The following is a 19,136-nucleotide window of genomic DNA, read 5'->3' as shown; positions in this document are numbered from 1 at the left end:
GATCCGTCCGACAAGAGCTTCCTGCAACGGCCGCGGCGAAGCCAATATTGCTTCGCCGTCAGGCCGGCAGCGTTCTGAATCACGACAATACAAAGCAAGAGAGGGGGAGACACATGAGCAACACTTCAGAGGTCATTTCTGGGGCGACCGGCCGGGCTGACTCGGCGCCGATCACGTCCGCGTACCGCAAGCTCGTCGTCGCATCCTCGCTCGGATCGGTGATCGAGCACTACGACTTCTTCATCTACGCCTTCACCGCGCCCGTGGTGTTCGACCGCTTCTTCTTCCCCAAGATGGATTCCACCGCGAGCATGCTGGCGGTCTACGCGACATTCGCGGTCGGCTTCGTCGCACGCCCGCTCGGCGGCATGGTGTTCGGCCATTACGGCGACCGGCTCGGCCGCAAGGCGATGCTGACGATCACCTTCGTGCTGATGGGGGTTGCGAGCTTTCTGATCGGCTGCCTGCCGAGCTATGACGCGATCGGGCTGCTGGCGCCGATCGCGCTCGTCGCCTTGCGCTTCGTCCAGGGCTTTGCCTTCGGCGGTGAGTACATGAATGCGGTGTCGCTGACGCTGGAGAATGCGCCCTCGGCAAGACGCGGCTTCTTCGCCTCCTTTGTCAATGCTTCGGGTCCGATCGGCGTGATCCTGGCGTCCGGCTTCATCGCGCTGCTCGGCTTCGCCTCGACCCCGCAGGACTTTGCGCAATGGGTCTGGCGCGTGCCCTTCGTGCTGAGCCTCGTGCTGGTGGTGCTCGGCACTTACATCCGCCTCCAGGTCGACGAGTCCACGTTATTCAAGGCGGTCGAGGCGTCGGCCGCGCGGCCGAAGACGCCGCTGCTCGACGTGCTGCGGTCGTGGAAAAAATCGGTGCTGTTCGGCTGCCTCGCCAACATGGTGCACAGCACGTTCCAGTACATGAGCACGGTGTTCGTGCTCGGCTATGCCGTGAAGACGCTCGGCATGGCACAGTCCAACGTCACCTTCGGCACCATGGTCGCCAACGTGCTGGAGATGTGCATGGTGCCGCTGATCGCCAGCTTTTCGGATCGGTTCGGCCGGCGCCCGTTCATGGCGCTTGGCATCCTGCTCGCCGCAGCGTGGTACCCGATCTACTTCCAGCTGGTCGCGACCAAGGATCCGACGCTGCTCATCATGGGCCTCGTCGTCTCGATCGGTATCATCCACGCGCTGATGTTCGCGCCTGAAGCTGCCTTCACCGCCGAGCTGTTTCCGACCGAGGTCCGCGTCAGCGGCTCCTCGCTCGGCAAGCAGCTCGGCATCATCCTCGGCGGCGGCATTGCGCCGCTGGTCGGCACGGCGCTGATGGGATCTAGCGGCAGCTTCACCCCCGTCATCCTCTATTTCGAAGCGATCGCGGTCTGCGCCTTCATCGGCATCCTGCTGGCGCCGGAGAGTTCAAGACGCGCACTGTAGGCTAAGATGCAGGGCTTACTTGGCGGCCGGGAAAGCCCTGCCGCCGCCTGCAATTTTGGATTGTCCCGGCGCACGGTGGATGCGAGATTGCGAGCCGAGCGGGGTAATCTGAATTGTGACGACGATGGGGTTCACGGCGCTTGATCTCGGGCTCCGCGGCGCGGCAAGCGGCGTGTTCCTCCTGATGGTGCTCGTGCTGCTGCAGCTTCGGCCCTACAACAAGCATGTGCTGCTAGGTATCGTGATGTCGGCCGGCGGCGCGGCCTTCGCGATCGCGACCGCGCCGTTCATCCCGAAATCCTCGTTGTGGTGGACGCTGTGGCCTCGCGAGGCTGAGTCTTTTTTGGGGCGGCGTGTTTGGCCGAGATCTGGGCGCGCTCGTTTCGACGAAAGGACGTCCTACTCCGTCCGGATCGGCGCATCCTTGAGGCCGTTGGCGTCATAGGCCTTGCGCAAGGTGCCATTGGCGAGCGCATCGGTCATGAACCTGGTGACGAATGCCAGCGCCTGGGTGTGACCGAGCGGCACGGCGACCGCCGTGACCGTCTTCTTGAAGGTCTCGTCCAGCACGCGCGTGCCGGGAATCTTTTGCGCCATCTTGTTGAGCTGGTCGCGCGATAGCGCGAAGGCGTCGATGTCGCCGTTCTTCAGGAGCTCGAAGATCTCGTCATACGTCTGATAGCCCGTCACCTTCGCATTCTTCAGATGCGCGAGCGCGCCGCGCATCGTGGTCGTGGCGTTGACGGCGGCGACTTTGATGCCGGGCTGGTCGAGCGTCGCAAAACTGGTCACGCCCGATCCTGCCTTGACGATATAGGTCGCATCCGCGACCTCGTAGATCGGGCCGAACGCCATCCTGGTCTCGCGCTCGGGATCCTTTGGCAGGAACGTGACGTCCCAGGTCCCCTTCGCGGCCGTGTCGGTGATCTGCCCGGAATTGTTGTGCACCACATATTCGACCGATACGCCGAGCGCGGCCGCCATCGCCTTGCCGAGGTCGACGGGCACGCCGGCGAAGCCTGCTTCGGTCCTGGTCGACCAGAACGCGCCGCCGGCCGGGCTGATCGCGATGGCGACGCGCAATTTGCCGGTCGGCGCAATTTCAGCCCTGAGATCCTCAGCCATCGCCGGCATCGCCATCATCGCGGCGAGCGCGAGGCCAGCGCAGGCCGGCCAGATCGTGATCGGCATGGCATCAGTCTCCCCGTCCACTCGTCCATCATTCGCGATCCCTAAATTGTGGTCGATCATGCGACCCGTGAAAAGTGGATTTGTCAGAATCACGGACAAAACTGTCACATGCCGCGCCGCTCTTCGCAGTGCAAGACCATCACGCCGCCATGGCTATGGTGTTCCACGGCTCCCCGTTTGTTGCTATCAAATTGCGAGGCGACCTGCCGCAGGCATACAACAGACGGGGACCACCGCAATGACGCGCGCGAATCTCGCTTGTCCGGCACGGCACGATCAACGGTCAGGACAGATCGGGCGACTCCTCGCTGCGATGACGGCCGTCGTCGCGCTTGGGGGCTGCGAGCAGAAGAACGTCTACGCGCCGCCGCCGCCGCCCAAGGTGGACGTGGCAGTGCCGGTGCAGCGCGCGGTGACGCGCTATGTCGAGGCCACCGGCAACACTGCGCCGATCAAGAGCGTCGACCTCGTCGCACGCGTGCAGGGCTTCTTGCAGACGATCGACTACCAGGACGGCAGCTTCGTGAAACAGGGCACCCAGCTCTTCACGATCGAGCCGGAAACCTACAAGCTGAAGGTCGAGCAGGCGCAGGCCGCCGAGGTCGGGGCGCAGGCCACGCTCAAGCAGGCCGAAGCCGATTTCAAGCGGCAGACCGAGCTCGTGCAGCGCCAGGCAGTCTCGCAATCGATTCTCGACACTTCGACATCCACCCGTGACAACGCGCAGGCCGGTCTCCAGCAGGCCCAGGTCAATACGAGGCTCGCCGAGGTCAATTACGGCTACACCAAGGTCAGCGCACCGTTCGACGGCATCGTCAGTGCGCACCTGGTCTCGATCGGCGAGCTCGTCGGCGTCTCCTCCCCGACCCAGCTCGCGACCATCGTCGCGCTGGACCCGATCTGGGTGAACTTCACGGTCAACGAGCAGGATGTCCTGCGCATCCGCGCCGAAGCGGCCCGCCGCGGGCTGACCGTCGCCGACCTCAAGCAATTGCCGGTCGAGGTCGGCCTGCAGACCGAGACGGGTTATCCCCATGAGGGCCGACTCGACTATGTCTCGCCAACCCTCAATTCGTCGACGGGCACGCTCGCGGTGCGTGGCATCATTCCCAATGACAAACGGGTGCTGCTGCCCGGCTACTTCGTTCGAGTCCGGGTGCCGTTCGACCAGGACAAGAATGCCCTGCTCGTCCCCGACACCGCGCTCGGCAGCGACCAGAGTGGCCGCTATCTCCTGGTGGTCAACAACGAGAACACGGTCGAGCAGCGCAAGGTGCAGATCGGCCAGGTGGACAACGGCCTGCGCGTGATCGAAAGCGGCCTGAAGCCGGACGACCGCGTGGTGATCGCCGGGCTCCTGCGGGTGATTCCGGGCCAGAAGATCGACCCGCAAGTGACGAAGATCGAGCAGCCACAGGCGTCTGCCAAGTAGGAGCTGCCGGCCATGATCTCAAAATTCTTCATCGAGCGGCCGGTCCTCTCGAACGTCATCGCGCTCCTGATGATCCTGATCGGCGGCGTCGCGCTGTTCAATCTGGCGATCGCGCAATATCCCGACGTGGTGCCTCCCACGGTGCAGGTCACCACGCGCTATCCCGGCGCCAGCGCCAAGACGGTGATCGACACCGTGGCGCTGCCGATCGAGCAACAGGTCAACGGCGTCGAGGACATGCTCTACATGCAGTCCTACAGCGGCTCCGACGGCACCTACACGCTGACCGTGACCTTCAAGATCGGCACCGACCTCAACTTCGCGCAGGTGCTGGTGCAGAACCGCGTCTCCAGTGCTCTGTCGCAATTGCCGCAGGCCGTGCAGAACCAGGGCGTCACCGTGCAGAAGCGGTCGACCTCGATCCTCCTGTTCGTGACGCTGACCTCGCCGGACTCCAGGTTCGACAGCCTTTTTTTGAGCAACTACGCCACCATCAACATCCGCGACGAACTCTCGCGCCTGCCCGGCGTCGGCAACGTCACGGTGTTCGGCGCCGGCCAGTATTCGATGCGGGTCTGGCTCGATCCCAACAAGCTGCTGGCCCGCGATCTGGTGCCGCAGGATGTCATCAACGCGATCCAGCAGCAGAGCCAGCAGGTGTCGGCCGGCCAGGTCGGCGCGCCGCCGACGCCGCCGGGTCAGGCGTTCCAGTACACCCTCAACGTCAACGGACGGCTCGACGACCCCACCCAGTTCGAGAACATCATCGTCAAGACCGGCACCAGCGGCGACGTCACGCGCGTGCGCGACGTCGGCTGGGTGGAGCTGGGTGCGCAGACCTACAGCCAGATCTTCTCGCTCAACAAGCAGCCCGCCACCGGCATCGGCGTATTCCAGTCGCCCGGCGCCAACGCGCTGCAGGTCGAGCAGGCCGTCGAAAGGAAGATGGCGGAGCTCGCCAAGCGATTCCCGGAAGGCATCAAATACGACACGCCGTTCGACACCACCAAATTCGTGCAGGCCTCCGTGCACGAGGTCTACATGACATTGATCGAGGCCGGCCTCTTGGTGCTGGTCGTGATCCTGGTGTTCCTGCAGGATTGGCGCGCGATGCTGGTGCCGGCGACGACCGTGCCGGTGACCATCATCGGTGCCTTCGCCGCGATGGCCGCGCTCGGCTTCACCATCAACATGTCGACGCTGTTTGCGATCGTGCTCGCGATCGGCATCGTGGTCGACGACGCGATCGTCGTGGTCGAAGGCGCCGCCCACAATATCGAGCAGGGAATGAACGGCCACGACGCCGCGATCCGGGCGATGGACCAGCTGTTCGCGCCGATCGTCGGCATTACTCTCGTGCTGATCTCGGTGTTCCTGCCGGCGTCGTTCCTCGCAGGCCTCACCGGCCGCATCTATTCGCAATTCGCGCTGGTGATTGCCGCGACTGCGCTGCTCAGCGCCATCAACGCGGCGACGCTGAAGCCGACACAGTGCGCGCTCTGGCTGCGGCCGACGGTGCCGCAGGAGCAGCGCAACTTCTTCTATCGCGGCTTCAACGCCGTCTATAACCGCGTCGAACGCGGCTATACCCGGCTGATCGGAACCCTCGTGAGGAACGCCACGGTCTCGGTCGCGATTGCATTGGTCCTCATCGGGATCGGCGGCTACGGCCTGTCACGGGTGCCGACCGGTTTCCTGCCGATCGAGGACCAGGGCTATCTGATCGCCGCCGTGCAACTGCCCGACGGCGCCTCGCTCGAGCGAACCCAGAGTGTGCTCGACAAGGCCAGCGAGCTCATCAAGGACACGCCGGGCGTCCAGCAGGTCATCACCATCGCCGGCATCTCGGCGCTCGACAACAGCGCGAGCCTTGCAAATGCCGGCGTCGCCTACATCATCCTGAAGGACTGGGACGCGCGCGGCAAAGGCGAGGATCTGCGCTCGCTGGTGTATGGCCTGAACGACAGGGTCGCGACCATCATGGAGGCGCGCACGCTGGTGCTGCCGCCGCCGCCGATCCAGGGCATCGGCAACGCGGCCGGCTTCTCGATGCAGATCGAGCTGCGCGACGGTAACAGCGACTTTGCAAAACTCCAGGCGATCACCAGCGCGATGGTCTCTAACGCCCAGAGCCAGAGCGCGCTGCAGCGTGTCTCCTCGTCGTTCCGCTCGTCGGTGCCGCAATTCAACGTCGAGATCGACCGCATCAAGACCCAGACCCTGCACGTGACGACGGACCAGGTGTTTTCGGCGCTGTCGACCTATCTCGGCTCGTCCTACGTCAACCAGTTCAACAAGTTCGGCCGTGTGTTCCAGGTCTATACGCAGGCCGACCCGGCGTTCCGCGTCACTGAGCGCGACATTGCCAACATGCAGGTGCGCAACTCGAACGGCGACATGATCCCGATCGGCACCGTCGCCACGATCACGCCGGCCACGGGTCCGTCGCTGATCAGTCTTTACAATCTCTATCCCTCCTCGACCATCGTCGGCCTGCCCGCGCAGGGCTACTCCTCCGGCGAATCCCTGCAATTGATGGAGGAGATCGCGGACAAGACGCTGCCGCCCGGCACCGGCTTCGAATGGACCGCGATGTCCTATCAGGAGAAGGCGGTCTCGAACCAGATCTACTGGGTGTTCGGCCTCGCCATGCTGCTGGTCTATCTCGTGCTCTGCGGCCAGTATGAGAGCTGGTACGCGCCGATCTCGGTGATCCTCGCGGTGCCGCTGTCGCTGATCGGGCCGATGCTGGTGCTCAACGGCCTCAAGATCGACAACAACCTGTATTGCCAGATCGGCCTGATCCTGCTGATCGCGCTGTCGGCCAAGAACGCCATCCTGATCGTCGAGGTCGGCCTCGAGTTGCACGTCCGCGACGGCAAGCCGCTGCTGGAGTCCGCGATCGAAGCGGCAGGCGCCCGCTTCCGGCCGATCCTGATGACGTCGTTCGCCTTCATCCTCGGCGTCGTGCCGCTGGTGCTCGCAACCGGCGCCGGCGCCAGCGCCCGCAAGTCGATCGGCATCACCGTGTTCTCGGGCATGCTCGCCTCGACCTGCCTCGCGGTGCTGTTCGTGCCGGCCTTCTTCGTGGTGGTGCAGCGTTTTGAGAACTGGCGTGCATCGCGCAAGAAGCGGACACCCCATGGGCAGCCGGCCACGGAAGTAAAGTCTTAGGCGTTCGCCCTCTCCACGGGCAAAAATGTCGAAAACAACCCCATGCAAAGTAGCCCATGATGCCGGCATGAGGCACTTCGTATTTTACGAAATCGTTTGACACGTCGGGCAAATCAGGGGCATAATGGCATCATCGTAGCAAGTACCGGACGATCAAGCCCGATCTGATCCCATCAGGCCCTAAAGCGCGGCTTTAGGTTGAATTGTCATCGCGCCGTGCCCGAAAAAGGGCCAACATGCGACATCGCGGCTGTTCATGACGTTGCGGGATTGGATGCCCGCGACACGGCGGATACTTCGCCGACGATACTGAGCGACGTTTGATTGCTAGGCCGCGCTAGGGTTTTAGCGACGCCAGATAGGCGCTGATCGAAATCAGATCATCCTCGGTCAAGTTAGTGACGACATTGGACATCAATGGGCTCCATGCTCCGGTCCGCTGTCCGTGCTGAAACTCGTACAGCTGACGGGTGACATAACTCGGCGAACGGCCCGCCAGGGGCGGGATCGGGCCGAGCCCGTGCAGCGCTGGCCCATGGCAAACGCCGCACGACACCGTCTTGCCGCCGCCGCTCGCGACCAGCGCTTCTCCTTTTTTAACCGCGCCGGGCGGTACATAGGCAATGAACCTGGCGCGGCTATCACGATTCTCGAACTGCGCGAGATCTTCGGGCACCTCGATAATACGGCTTCCGATCGGCTCCTTCTCACCATTACCAAGATCGGCGAGGAACCATCCGGCGACGAAAGTCTTCGGCACGACATCCGTTTCCACGACGCGGATGCGGTCGCGCGGGCTTAGTGAGGAAAAATACGCCGCCGCTGACGCGATTTCGGAATCAGTTGCGCTTTTCGCGAGCGAGATCATCAGCGTTTGCGGAACGCGATTTTGCACCGCCGTTGTTCTCATTCCGCTTTTGTAGTCCGCCAGCTGTTGAACGATGTAGGTAGCTGGCAGTCCGGCGAGGTCAGCATTTTCCGGACCACCTTGACCATTCGCCCTATGACAAAAACCGCAAGCGAACACGTCGGGCTTCCTACCGTGCGCAACGATATCGGGAAGCGCAGCGTGGTCTTCGGGATGCCAGACCGGCGCCAGAAATAGATCTCGGGTTTGCGGAACCGTATAGGACGCGCGGCTGTCCGGTACCGATCGTGGCTTGCCGTCGTCGGACACCGGTTTGAAGTCGGGCGGATTGACCGGATAGGCCCACGCGGGCGGACCTTCGCTTCGTGCCGGTTGAACGGCGAGCGCGGCAATGGGCAACAGTAAGATAGCAGCGAGCATGCGCATCTTGTCCCTCACCTTTCTGACGCCTGATCCAAAAAAAGCATTACATGATGTCGGCTAGAACAACTTCGAATCCTGAGCCCGTAGGAGGAAACTGCCTACGTCCGCCGTGGGTCGAACCCCGATCAGCCACCTCGCAGCCAAGCTGGACTTCGCCGAAGGTCCTACAAGCGACATTAGAAAGAGGCCGCCCACTGAGGCGGGCACACAAAAAGGTTGGGTGCCAAGCAGTGGCACCACTAGGTGAGATTTGAGATCACGCCTTATCGTGCGCGTACTTCTCCAAAACCAGCCGATTATATTCATCTCTCACAGCTTTCCGTGAGACATGCCCTTTTCGGTCTTTTGCAATCTTCAGAAGATCAGGATCAGTCGGTGCTCGTGATTTCCGTCTAAATCTAGCAAAAAGTTGGCTAGTGGGCCCCGGGGTCCTTCCAAACAGCCGGTCAAACCATCCCATTGTGTCCTCCCGGACAGACGGCGCATTAAGACAATATCATGAATTTAGGACACTAGGGGCTAAATACGGACAGTGCCCACCAGCCCTATGGGAACAGATTGGCAGCCGAGAACGATCCAGGTGATCTCAATGAGAACGGGACTTACTCTCGGCCCACTCTTGGCCACACGACTTATCGTGAAGTGCTTCATTCAATCACGTCGTCGGCGCGGGCGAGCTCCGATTGCGGCACATAGGCCGAGCGCCTTCGCTGTCCTCACATTGATTGCGAGCTGGAACTTCGTCGGCTGCTGCACGGACAGGTTGGCGGCCTTGGCACCTTTCAGGATCTCATCGACGTAGGTTGCGGCCTTCCGGTACGCATCGGCCTCGTCGGACCCATAGCTCAGCAGGCCGCCCTGATCTGCGAAATCGCGAACGAAAGACACCGCCGGCAGTTGGTAGCGCACTGCGAGCTCGGCAACCCACGGCGCCCGAGATAGCGGCCTGCGTATCGATGGCGCTTAGGTCATGTTGCCGCGCGGTCAAAACCCGCGCGACGATAGGTGGCATTGTTTTTTGTCGCAAAGGCTCGTCCTTTTGAGAGCGGATCTTACCGATCGTGGGTGCGCTCTCGATAAAGGCCAGCGCATGCTTGAGCTTTGGAACAAATGGTACGAGACCTTGGCCTCGATCGAGGCCCTCGCCACTGTCGTCGTTATTGCAGTGGTGGCTGCTGGCACAATTACGCTGGTGGAAGGTTGGCGGCGTCCGACAAAACACTGATTTGGGACGACGTCGCGAGAGAAAACCGCTGCGCACCTTCCCGGACCACGCCTACGGCGTAGGGCGCGACCCCATAAATTTGAAGGGCGCGGCTAGACGTCTGCTTTCGTGCGCATATCGGATTCAAGTCGGACATGGCACCATGCCCGAAAAGGGCCGAAAGCAGACATCAAGTGCGGATGATGCGCGTGCACTTTGGATGCGGAGCCGACGTTCGCTTTGGCGGTACTTCCAAAGCGACGTACAACCCGCCAGCCGGTATCGAGGACGTCGTTCTCAAACGCGTCGGCAAGCCCCGTCGGCTAAGCGGGCCGCGACGGCAGCGAGGTCATCGCTTCCAGTTGCGCTGTTCGCGTTGCTAACACAGCGAGCAAGCTCTTGTGCAGCCGATCCTCGGGTTCGAAATTTTGCGCGAGCCTTCGGACAGTCTCGACAAATCGCAAGCGATACGTGGCCGCCCTGTCGACGTCTCCGTACTTCGCGAAGATCTCGGCGGCAGTGCGGTACACCCGCCAGGAAGCAATCGGGAAGTCGGCCCTGTCGACGATCTCCAGCGCGCGGGACAGGTGCAACCGAGCCTCCGCTGAATCACCCAAGGCAAGCGCAGTACGCGCGAGCAGTCCGTGGGCCTGGGCCAGGTGATTGAGATCTGGAGCCGTTGCCACATAGTCGTGGAGCTGACGTGCACAGCTCTGAGCCTGCGTATAGTCGTCAACCTGCAAGTAATATTCGCCAAGGCAAGGATACACCTGCGTCGCGGCGGTAAATTCGATGTCGATGCCTTCTTCATGCCTGCGGCGCTCAATATCGTCAAATTGCCTGCGAGCTCCCGACGGATCGTTCAGGCCGACATAGGCCTTCGCAAGGACGGCCCGCTTGTGGAAGTATGTCGATTGATCGCCGACCAGCAGACCATCGTCGACGCTTTCGCAGATCTCCCGGGCTCCATCAAACTCCATCGCTTCGACGTGCAACCACGCAAGCGTCAGCCGGCACAATGCGCTGCTGGGGCCGTTCGCGTTCCTGATGGCCAGTTCGAGGCCGGCCGTGATTTCACGTCGCAATTCGCGCCATTCCCCCAGATAAATGAGCGCGATTGATTCAAGAACGTTGAACAGAACAAAGGTGTAAACGTCGCCAGCTAAACGCGCCAACCGCTTTCCTTCCGTGCCGGCGCGGCGGCACTCCTGGTACCGCGACCTCCAGCAGTCGACGATACCGGATATTCCATTGCGCCTGATCAAGATGCCATAATTCGTGGCACTCGCACTCAGCTCGATCGCCCTGTCACAGAGCGTGGCGTCCTGTTTGCGCCAGCCGTTGAGGAACAGGTTGACGCTCGCGCTGCTGCCCTGGACCAGAGCCTTGAATGTGTCGTCCGCAAGCGATGCTCAATTCAATTAAGCTTACGGCTGGGAAACGGAAGGTTGTGCGGTGGACATCTTTACGGTGCGAGGGGCCAAGCCCGACGAACAACGTGAGCTAACGCGCCTCTGTGTGCGCGCCACGATGCATGCGGGCTACGACGAAGCGTTCATCGACCGATCGATACCCGCGCTTACGATCACTCTACCATTGATTAGTGGGGATTTTGTTCGGGTGGCACGAGATAGCTCCAGCGAAGTCGTCGGCGTTGTCTCGGTGACGCCGACCGCGCTGCAAGGAATTGCGCAGCTTCACCACCTTTTTGTTGACCCGGCGCATTGGAAACGCGGGATTGGTCGAGTTCTTTTCCGGGCGGCTGTAGCTCGCGCAAAAGAGATAAAAGCCGGCGCCCTCATGATCTCTGCCGAACCCTCAGCGGAAGGGTTTTATGAGCGGATGGGAGCCATCAGGATCGGCGAAGTACCATTTTTCTTCTCGCCGGAAATCATACTGCCTCATCTATTGTACGTGATCCCTCGCGAGACATGATGCGCAGCGCCGGCCGGCCCCGTGCGCCTCTGGCTCTCGCGACCAGCAGACGGCTCTCGGACGAATGTGGTGATGTCCGGTGCTGTGCGTGGCGGACGAGAGAGCGGGGGGCGTGGCCATATCGACGCGATTGCCCCGTTTCGGACATGTCCTAGCCTGATCGGACATGGGTCTAGCCAGACATCGGCCTACAATTTCTGCTATGTAGTCATCATTCCCCCGGAATATGGGGTTGATATTGAGCAGCGAGCGTGTGGAAAGGCGACTGGCGGCGGTGCTGGCGGCAGACGTGGCCGGTTATAGCCGTCTGATGGGCCTCGATGAGGAACGCACGCTCGCCAACCTGAAATCGCTCCGAAAGACGCTACTCGATCCCTCCATCGCCGCGCATCGAGGCCGCATCGTCAAGACGACGGGCGACGGCATGCTGGTCGAATTTGCCAGCGCGGTCGACGCAGCCCGGTGCGCCGCCGAAGTCCAACGCGGTATGGCTGCTCAAAATATCGACGTAGCACGGCACAAGAGGATTGAATTTCGGATCGGTGTTCACGTCGGCGACATTATCGTCGATGAAAACGACATATTTGGCGACAGCGTCAACATCGCGGCGCGTCTGGAAGGACTAGCAGAGCCCGGCGGCATCTGCATTTCCGATGATGCCCACCGGCAGATCCGCGGCAAGGTCGATCTTGCTCTCGAGGATATGGGACCGCAAACGCTGAAGAATATTGCTGAACCCATGCGTGCCTGGCGTTGTCGGATTGATGCCGACTCTTCTTTGGTACCGCCGACGAAACCATCGGCCGAGACTAGTCAAACTCTCGTTCTTCCCGACAAGCCCTCTATCGCGGTTCTGCCGTTCCAGAACATGAGCGGCGATCCGGAGCAGGAGTATTTTGCTGACGGAATGGTCGAAGAGATCACGACAGCGCTCTCGCGGTTCAAGGCGCTGTTCGTCATCGCGCGTAATTCGAGTTTTGCGTACAAGGGCAGAGCCGTCGATATCAAACAGGTCGGGCGCGAGCTTGGCGTCCGCTACGTTCTTGAAGGTAGTGTCCGTAAAGCTGCCGGAAAAATCCGCATTACCGGCCAATTGATCGATGCGGCGATCGGGTCCCACCTTTGGGCGGATCGCTTTGAAGGCGACCTAAGCGATATCTTTGCTCTTCAAGACCAGATGACGGAGAGGGTTGTCTCCGCAATCGCGCCGAGATTGTTGCAGGCTGAAATCGAACTGGCGACGCGACGGCGGCCAGACAACCTCAGCGCTTATGACCTCTATCTCCGAGCCGCACCACGGCTTTATTCTGGTACCCGCGAGGGCTCAGCAGAGGCCCTCCAGCTGTTGTATCGTGCCTTGGAGATCGACTCTCGGTATGGTGCTGCGGCGTCGTTTGCAGCAAGCTGCCATCTTCACAATATCAGTCATGGATGGGCCATCGATCCGAAGTCAACGATTGAAGAAGCGGCGCGGCTTTCGCGACTGGCACTCAGTGTTGACGAGAATGACCCGGAGGCGCTGGCCATCGCTGGTCGCGTAACGGCTTTCTCTGGCGATATCGACGCTGCTATCGAACTGGTGGACCGGGCCGTCGCTCTCAATCCAAATTCAGCGAATGCATGGCACAGGAGAGGCTTGACTTATCGGCATATTGGGCAGCCTGACGAAGCACTCCGGAGTATCGAGCGCGCCATCCGCCTGAGCCCCGTCGACCCCTGGATTTTCCTGATGTTCACGGGAATGGGCATTGCCTGCATTGACCTTCGGCGCTTCGACGAGGCGGTCGAGTTTGCAAGGAAAGCCCTTCGCAGGAACCACGTTTCTTCGATGGTCTATCGCTGCCTCGCGGTGGCCTTGGCGCATCTCGGACGCGAAGCAGAAGCGAAAGAGGCAGTTGCCCGCATGCTTGAGCTCGAACCCGGTTTTCGCATCGCTGAATGGGTGGCCCGCACCAGTTCGTCGAAGCTCCAGATATTTATCGAGGGTCTGCGTAAAGCAGGGCTTCCCGAATGAGTGACACAGAGGTTGTCAAATGTCGAACCGCCGAGTGGCTACTTCCGGTTTTGGCTCGTCACGTCGATTCCCGAAGTGCTCGGTATGGCCGCCATTGAGGGGTAACCGGATCAGCCAGCGAACGTCGCCGGCGTGGCACGCCTCAGGTGGCCTGCGAGAACGGGGTGCGGATCTCGCGCGGCAGGATGATCGCAGCGGCGATGGCGAGCAGGCAGAGCGCGGCGAAGGCGCGCAGCATGGTGACGAAACCGCCCTGCTCGTAGAGCCAGGCGACCAGGCCAACGGACGCGCCGGCCGCGGTGAAGCCGACGAAATAGCGCACCGCATAGGCGCGCGAGCGCCATTCCTCGGTGGTGTACTTGCCGACCATGGCGTCGTTCACCGTGACCTGCCCGAACGCGCCCATGACGATGCCGATCGAGACCACGATCAGCGGCAGGTTGGACAGGCTCGCCGCGAGATACAGGAACGGCGCCAGCATGAAGGACAGCGGCAACGCCACCGTCTTCAGCGAATAATGATCGAGCAGCCGGCCGATCGTGTACTGCGTCATCGCGCCGAACACGTAGACACAGGCTGCGATGCCCCCTAACAGCGCCGGGCTCCTGGTGAGATCGGCGAGCCGCTCCGCAAACAACTTTGGCAGCGCCACCGTGACCGCATTGAATGTCGTCGAGATCGCGATCACGACGATCAGCAGCGCAAGGACCACGCGCCACATGTCCTGCTTGGCGACGCGCGCCTGCGCGGCCGCCTGCCTGCTGCCCTTGCGATCCTCATGCACGACGGTCATCGCGAAGGCGATGCCGATCAGCACCGTGACGAGCCCCGGAACAATGAAGGCAAAGCGCCAGCCGAGATATTGCCCGATCACGCCGGTGACCAGTGCGGACGACGCAACGCCGAGATTGCCCCAGACGCCGTTCAGTCCCATCTCGCGGCCGAGTCTGTCGGCATAGGACACGATCATCGCGGTGCCGACGGGATGGTAAATCGAGGCGAAGATGCCGATCGCGAGCAGCGCCGCGCCGAGCTCGACCTGCGTCTGCACGAAGCCGACCGAGATCATCGAGGCGCCGATGCCGATGAAGAAGATCACCATCATGTGGCGGCGACTCCAGCGGTCGCCGAGCCAACCGGTGAGCAGCGATCCCGCGCCGAAGGCGATGAAACCCGGCGTCGCGTAAGGCAGCAGCTCGGAATAGGCCATGCCGAGCGCCGGCCCCATGATGATCACGGCGGCGGCGAAGATCAGCATCGCATAGTGATCGATAAAATGGGCGGCGTTAACGAAACCGATCACCCGGCCAGGACTATTCATGACGTGCGAATCCTCTCCTATCCCGAAATCGGTTATATGTCGGAGCCATGACGGGATGCCGCCAATGACTGTCGTCGAAACGCCAATTCGGGAAGTGCGCGGAAGCCACCGCTCGACCGCGGGCGTGCATCTCGTCGCGCGCGACTACCCCAAGGGCCTGCGGCTCGACCCGCACATGCACCGCGAGGCGCAGCTCGTCTATGCCGCAAAAGGCACGATGCAGGTGACCACGCCAAAGGGACGCTGGCTGGTGCCGCCGGATCGCGCGGTCTGGGTCCCGGCCCACCTCGAACACGCCATCGACGTGCTCGCAGACATCGAGATGCGCACCCTCTATTTCGACCTGCCCTGGCTGAAGCGCGAGCAGCGCGCCAAGGGGCTCACCAAGGAGTTCGTGGTGCGGGTGTCGCCGCTGCTGCACCAGGCGATCCTGGCGCTCTTCGATTCTCGTAATACGTCGGAGCGCACCGAGCTGCTGGTTCGCCTGGTGATGCTGGAACTGCACCAGGCCGAAGATTCCGCGACCTTCGTGCCGCTGCCGCGCGAGCCGCGCTGCAGGCGCGCCGCCCTGATCGTGCTGGACGATCCGACCGGGAACCATGAGATCGAGGCGCTCGCGCACGAGGTCGGAACCTCCGCGCGCACGCTGTCACGGCTGTTTTCCTCCGAGACGCAGCTCAGCTTCAAGAGCTGGTGCCAGCGTGCCCGCATCGCGGCCGCGATCGAAAGACTGTCGACAGATGCCGAAGTCTCGGTCAAGCAGCTCGCCGCCCAGCTCGGCTATGCCAGCGTCCCCGCCTTCTCCGCCGCCTTCCGCCAGGTCACGGGACGGACGCCGACGGAGTTTGCGCGGAAGGATTGACCACGAGCACGCTGTCATTGCCCGCGAAAGCGGGCAATCCAGTATTCCAGAGACGGCAGTGATTGAACCGATAGGCCGCGGCGTACTGGATGCCCCGCCTTCGCGGGGCATGACAGTTTCCCCTTGGCGGCATAGCATCGCTTCACTTGGCGCATTGCCAGCGCTTGATTGTGATCGGCTTCCGCCTAAATCCCGTGTAAGCTTCTGCACTGCACAAACCGGATTCGAAAAGCCCAGATGGCCAACGCCTTTTTCTCCGACCTGCTCACCACCATCTCCGAGCGCGGCCGCACGCTGCTTCGCCGCGGTGACGCCTCGGACACAAGACAGGACGCCGACGGCCTGATCGAGCTCTGCGAGGCGCTGCTGTCGGGCCGAGGCGAGGCCTCGGGCACCGCGATGGCGCGCGAGGTGCTCGACCACTATCAGGACCTCGATGCGACCGGACGCCGCGCCTTCTTCGCGGCGCTGGTGCGCGATTTCGGCCCGGACCGCGAGAAGCTTGCCCAGACGGTCGAGAAATGGCGCACCCAGCCGAGCGACGAGGACGCCAGCGACCTGCATTTCGCTTCGGAGCCGCGGCGGCAGGAACTGATCCGCCGCCTCAATCGTGCGCCCGGCGGCACCGGCGATCTCGTGGCCATGCGCGCCGACCTGCTCGGTATGATGAACGGGCACACTGATCTCGCCGCGCTCGATCGCGACGTCGTGCATCTCTTGAGTTCGTGGTTCAACAGGGGGTTTCTCGTGCTGCGCAGGATCGACTGGTCGACACCGGCCAACATCCTCGAAAAGATCATCCGCTACGAAGCCGTGCACGAGATCAGCGACTGGGACGATTTGCGCCGCCGTATCGATCCGGTCGACCGCCGCTGCTACGCCTTCTTCCATCCGGCGTTGGTCGACGAACCCCTGATCTTCGTCGAGGTGGCGCTGACAGAGACGATCCCCGGCGCCATCGCGCCGCTGCTCGCGGTCGACCGCGAGCCGGTGCCGATCGAACGCGCGCGCACCGCCGTGTTCTACTCGATCTCGAACACCCAGCGGGGCTTAGGGGGCATTTCCTTCGGCAGCTTCCTCATCAAGCAGGTCGTCGAGGAGCTGCGCCGCGAGCTGCCCAAGCTCGACACCTTCGTGACGCTGTCGCCGGTGCCGGGCTTCATGCCATGGCTGAAGCAGGACAAGGACCTGCCGTTGTCGGACGAAGATCGCGAAATGCTGAAGCATCTCGACGAGCCGAAATGGTTCGATAATGCGGAGCTGACCGCGCAGCTGCGCGCCGTGATCGAGCCGCTCGCCGCCTATTATTTCCTGAAGGCGCGCACGTCGAAGGGCCGGCTGATCGACTCGGTCGCCCGCTTCCATCTCGGCAACGGCGCCCGGCTCGAGCGCATCAACTGGCTCGGAGACCTCTCGCCCAAGGGCCTGCGCGAATCCGCCGGCGTCATGGTCAACTATCTCTACCGCCTCGACGACATCGAGAAGAACCACGAGGCCTATGCCAACGACGGCACGGTCGTCGCATCGAGCGCGGTGAAGAAGCTGCTCAAGGGCGAACGGCGGCTGCTGGATATGCGGCTGTCGTAGGACGCACCTTCTCCCCACGCCGTCATTGCGAGGAGCCCTTGCGACGAAGCAATCCAGACCGCATCAGCGGAGAGATCCTGGATTGCTTCGCTGCGCTCGCAATGACGGAATGTGTTGCCACAGCCGGGCTACTCCGCCAGCGCCTTCATCTCCTGATAGAGATCCGACTTGCCCTCGAATCCGATGCCCGGGAGGTCCGGCATGGTGATGTGGCCGTTCTCGACGCGCACGCCGTCGGGGAAGCCGCCATAGGGCTGGAACAGATCGGGGTAGCTTTCATTGCCGCCAAGGCCGAGGCCGGCTGCGATGTTGAGTGACATCTGGTGGCCACCATGCGGGATGCAGCGGCTGGGCGACCAGCCATGGGTCTTCAGAACTTGCAGCGTGCGCTGGTATTCGCAGAGGCCGTAGGAGAGCGCGCAGTCGAATTGCAGCCAGTCGCGATCGGGCCGCATGCCGCCATGGCGGATCAGGTTGCGAGCGTCCTGGTGGCTAAACAGGTTTTCGCCGGTCGCCATCGCTGCCGGATAAAATTCTGCGAGTGCAGCCTGCAGCGAATAGTCGAGGGGATCGCCCGCCTCCTCGTACCAGAACAGCGGATAGTCCCGCAGCATTTTGGCGTAGGCGATCGCGGTCTCCAGATCGAAGCGGCCGTTGGCATCGACCGCGAGCTGCGCGTCCTTGCCGATCTCCTTCAGCACCGCTTCGATGCGCGTGCGATCCTCCTCGATTGGCGCGCCGCCGATCTTCATCTTGACGACGTTGTAGCCGCGATCGAGATAGCCGCGCATCTCGCCGCGTAGCATCGAGAGGTCCTTGCCGGGATAGTAGTAGCCGCCGGCAGCGTAGACGAACACGCGCGGATTGGCCTTGACGCCGTGACGCTCGGCGAGCAGGCGAAACAGCGGCTTACCAGCGATCTTCGCCACCGCATCCCACACTGCCATGTCGATGGTGCCGACCGCGACAGAGCGCTCGCCATGGCCGCCGGGCTTCTCGTTGGTCATCATCGCGGTCCAGACCTTGTCCGGGTCGAGATTGTCGCCGGCTGCATCAAGCAGCGACTTCGGATCGGCCTCGAGGATACGCGAGGCGAAGCGCTCGCGGATCAGCCCGCCCTGCCCGTAACGGCCGTTGGAGTTGAAGCCGTAGCCGACGACACGCTTGCCGTCACGCACGACGTCGGTGACGACGGCGACCAGGCTCGTCGTCATCTTGGTGAAATCGATATAGGCGTTACGGATCGGCGAGGAGATCGGCTTGGTGATCTCGCGGACGTCGACGATGCGGACCATGGGTCTCAGCCTTCATTGCTTGATAGGAACCTCGTCATTGCGAGCGAAGCGAAGCAATCCAGACTGTCTCCGCGGAAGGATTCTGGATTGCTTCGTCGCTTCGCTCCTCGCAATGACGAGCGGATAGAACGCGCCGAGCTTATTTCTTATCCCTGAAATACGGCTCAACGGGACCGTGCACCTTGATGGTCAGCGGGTTGCCGTGGCGGTCCTTGGCGTTGCCGGCGGTGACGCGGACCCAGCCCTCGCTGATGCAATATTCCTCGACATTGGTCTTCTCGATGCCCTTGAAGCGGATACCGACGTCGCGCGCCAGGATATCGGCGTTGTAATACGGGCTGTTCGGATCGACCGACAGGCGGTCCGGGAATTCGTCGCTCATGATTGTCTC

Annotated in this window: 15 protein-coding genes; 8 read left to right on the top strand and 7 right to left on the bottom strand. The window is 62.2% G+C overall.

Annotated features, from left to right (window positions below; genetic code table 11):
- Positions 1-113 precede the first annotated feature (113 nt).
- Both NLN62_RS28970 and NLN62_RS28965 read left to right on the top strand, forming a co-directional pair.
- Positions 114-1,439 carry an MFS transporter gene (locus NLN62_RS28970; protein ID WP_254111141.1) on the top strand — a complete coding sequence of 442 codons (1,326 nt, stop codon included), beginning with the start codon at positions 114-116 and terminating at the stop codon, positions 1,437-1,439.
- A 124-nt stretch (positions 1,440-1,563) separates the two neighbouring features.
- Positions 1,564-1,884 carry a hypothetical protein gene (locus tag NLN62_RS28965; RefSeq protein ID WP_254111140.1) on the top strand — a complete coding sequence of 107 codons (321 nt, stop codon included), beginning with the start codon at positions 1,564-1,566 and terminating at the stop codon, positions 1,882-1,884.
- On the opposite strand, the gene NLN62_RS28960 is transcribed toward NLN62_RS28965, so the two are convergent.
- The gene (locus NLN62_RS28960) at positions 1,839-2,630 is read right to left on the bottom strand and encodes a transporter substrate-binding domain-containing protein (protein WP_254111139.1); all 792 of its coding nucleotides are present in this window, start codon (positions 2,628-2,630) and stop codon (positions 1,839-1,841) included. The two genes, NLN62_RS28965 and NLN62_RS28960, sit on opposite strands and share 46 nt — an antisense overlap.
- A gap of 238 nt (positions 2,631-2,868) precedes the next feature.
- Here NLN62_RS28960 and NLN62_RS28955 point away from each other — a divergent pair, with 238 nt between their 5' ends.
- Positions 2,869-4,062, top strand: a complete 1,194-nt coding sequence (locus tag NLN62_RS28955; protein WP_254111138.1) for an efflux RND transporter periplasmic adaptor subunit — start codon at positions 2,869-2,871, stop codon at positions 4,060-4,062.
- Positions 4,063-4,074: 12 nt separating this feature from the next.
- The gene (locus NLN62_RS28950) at positions 4,075-7,236 is read left to right on the top strand and encodes an efflux RND transporter permease subunit (RefSeq protein ID WP_254111137.1); all 3,162 of its coding nucleotides are present in this window, start codon (positions 4,075-4,077) and stop codon (positions 7,234-7,236) included.
- 337 nt (positions 7,237-7,573) lie between these two features.
- Here the strand turns inward: NLN62_RS28950 and NLN62_RS28945 are convergent, their stop codons facing one another.
- From NLN62_RS28945 to NLN62_RS28935, 3 genes are all read right to left on the bottom strand, one after another.
- Positions 7,574-8,530: a c-type cytochrome gene (locus tag NLN62_RS28945; RefSeq protein WP_254111136.1), complete on the bottom strand. Its 957-nt coding sequence runs from the start codon at positions 8,528-8,530 to the stop codon at positions 7,574-7,576.
- A 648-nt stretch (positions 8,531-9,178) separates the two neighbouring features.
- On the bottom strand, positions 9,179-9,436 hold the full coding sequence (locus tag NLN62_RS28940) for an ABC transporter substrate binding protein (protein ID WP_254111135.1): 258 nt from the start codon (positions 9,434-9,436) through the stop codon (positions 9,179-9,181).
- Between the two features lie 618 nt (positions 9,437-10,054).
- Entirely contained in the window at positions 10,055-10,906 is an 852-nt protein-coding gene (locus NLN62_RS28935; RefSeq protein WP_254111134.1) for a lipopolysaccharide assembly protein LapB, read from the bottom strand.
- A 280-nt stretch (positions 10,907-11,186) separates the two neighbouring features.
- On the opposite strand from NLN62_RS28935, the gene NLN62_RS28930 reads away from it, so the two are divergent.
- Entirely contained in the window at positions 11,187-11,666 is a 480-nt protein-coding gene (locus tag NLN62_RS28930) for a GNAT family N-acetyltransferase (protein ID WP_051389692.1), read from the top strand.
- A gap of 238 nt (positions 11,667-11,904) precedes the next feature.
- The gene (locus NLN62_RS28925; protein WP_245287994.1) at positions 11,905-13,680 is read left to right on the top strand and encodes an adenylate/guanylate cyclase domain-containing protein; all 1,776 of its coding nucleotides are present in this window, start codon (positions 11,905-11,907) and stop codon (positions 13,678-13,680) included.
- Positions 13,681-13,822: 142 nt separating this feature from the next.
- Here the strand turns inward: NLN62_RS28925 and NLN62_RS28920 are convergent, their stop codons facing one another.
- On the bottom strand, positions 13,823-15,001 hold the full coding sequence (locus tag NLN62_RS28920) for an MFS transporter (protein ID WP_027522463.1): 1,179 nt from the start codon (positions 14,999-15,001) through the stop codon (positions 13,823-13,825).
- A 64-nt stretch (positions 15,002-15,065) separates the two neighbouring features.
- Here NLN62_RS28920 and NLN62_RS28915 point away from each other — a divergent pair, with 64 nt between their 5' ends.
- Together NLN62_RS28915 and NLN62_RS28910 are read left to right on the top strand one after the other, a co-directional pair.
- Positions 15,066-15,863, top strand: a complete 798-nt coding sequence (locus NLN62_RS28915; protein WP_035661996.1) for a helix-turn-helix transcriptional regulator — start codon at positions 15,066-15,068, stop codon at positions 15,861-15,863.
- 237 nt (positions 15,864-16,100) lie between these two features.
- Entirely contained in the window at positions 16,101-17,450 is a 1,350-nt protein-coding gene (locus NLN62_RS28910) for a malonyl-CoA decarboxylase (protein ID WP_027522465.1), read from the top strand.
- Between the two features lie 128 nt (positions 17,451-17,578).
- Here NLN62_RS28910 and tarD read toward each other — a convergent pair whose 3' ends face one another.
- Positions 17,579-18,745, bottom strand: coding sequence for a D(-)-tartrate dehydratase (gene tarD, locus NLN62_RS28905; protein ID WP_035661998.1), 1,167 nt, complete (start codon positions 18,743-18,745; stop codon positions 17,579-17,581).
- Between the two features lie 139 nt (positions 18,746-18,884).
- Positions 18,885-19,127, bottom strand: a complete 243-nt coding sequence (locus NLN62_RS28900; RefSeq protein WP_029674077.1) for a DUF3297 family protein — start codon at positions 19,125-19,127, stop codon at positions 18,885-18,887.
- Positions 19,128-19,136 lie beyond the last annotated feature (9 nt).

The sequence above is a fragment of the Bradyrhizobium sp. CCGUVB23 genome, assembly GCF_024199885.1.
GTDB lineage: Bacteria > Pseudomonadota > Alphaproteobacteria > Rhizobiales > Xanthobacteraceae > Bradyrhizobium.
This window is presented reverse-complemented; position numbering and strand designations above follow the sequence as displayed.

Excerpts from the sequence above, each read along its gene's own strand:
- NLN62_RS28920 (WP_027522463.1), bottom strand. The coding sequence starts at position 15,001 with ATGAATAGTCCTGGCCGGGTGATCGGTTTCGTTAACGCCGCCCATTTT.
- NLN62_RS28915 (WP_035661996.1), top strand. The coding sequence starts at position 15,066 with ATGACTGTCGTCGAAACGCCAATTCGGGAAGTGCGCGGAAGCCACCGC.
- NLN62_RS28950 (WP_254111137.1), top strand. The coding sequence starts at position 4,075 with ATGATCTCAAAATTCTTCATCGAGCGGCCGGTCCTCTCGAACGTCATC.
- NLN62_RS28970 (WP_254111141.1), top strand. The coding sequence starts at position 114 with ATGAGCAACACTTCAGAGGTCATTTCTGGGGCGACCGGCCGGGCTGAC.
- NLN62_RS28910 (WP_027522465.1), top strand. The coding sequence starts at position 16,101 with ATGGCCAACGCCTTTTTCTCCGACCTGCTCACCACCATCTCCGAGCGC.
- NLN62_RS28900 (WP_029674077.1), bottom strand. The coding sequence starts at position 19,127 with ATGAGCGACGAATTCCCGGACCGCCTGTCGGTCGATCCGAACAGCCCG.
- tarD (WP_035661998.1), bottom strand. The coding sequence starts at position 18,745 with ATGGTCCGCATCGTCGACGTCCGCGAGATCACCAAGCCGATCTCCTCG.
- NLN62_RS28965 (WP_254111140.1), top strand. The coding sequence starts at position 1,564 with ATGGGGTTCACGGCGCTTGATCTCGGGCTCCGCGGCGCGGCAAGCGGC.
- NLN62_RS28945 (WP_254111136.1), bottom strand. The coding sequence starts at position 8,530 with ATGCGCATGCTCGCTGCTATCTTACTGTTGCCCATTGCCGCGCTCGCC.
- NLN62_RS28960 (WP_254111139.1), bottom strand. The coding sequence starts at position 2,630 with ATGCCGATCACGATCTGGCCGGCCTGCGCTGGCCTCGCGCTCGCCGCG.
- NLN62_RS28955 (WP_254111138.1), top strand. The coding sequence starts at position 2,869 with ATGACGCGCGCGAATCTCGCTTGTCCGGCACGGCACGATCAACGGTCA.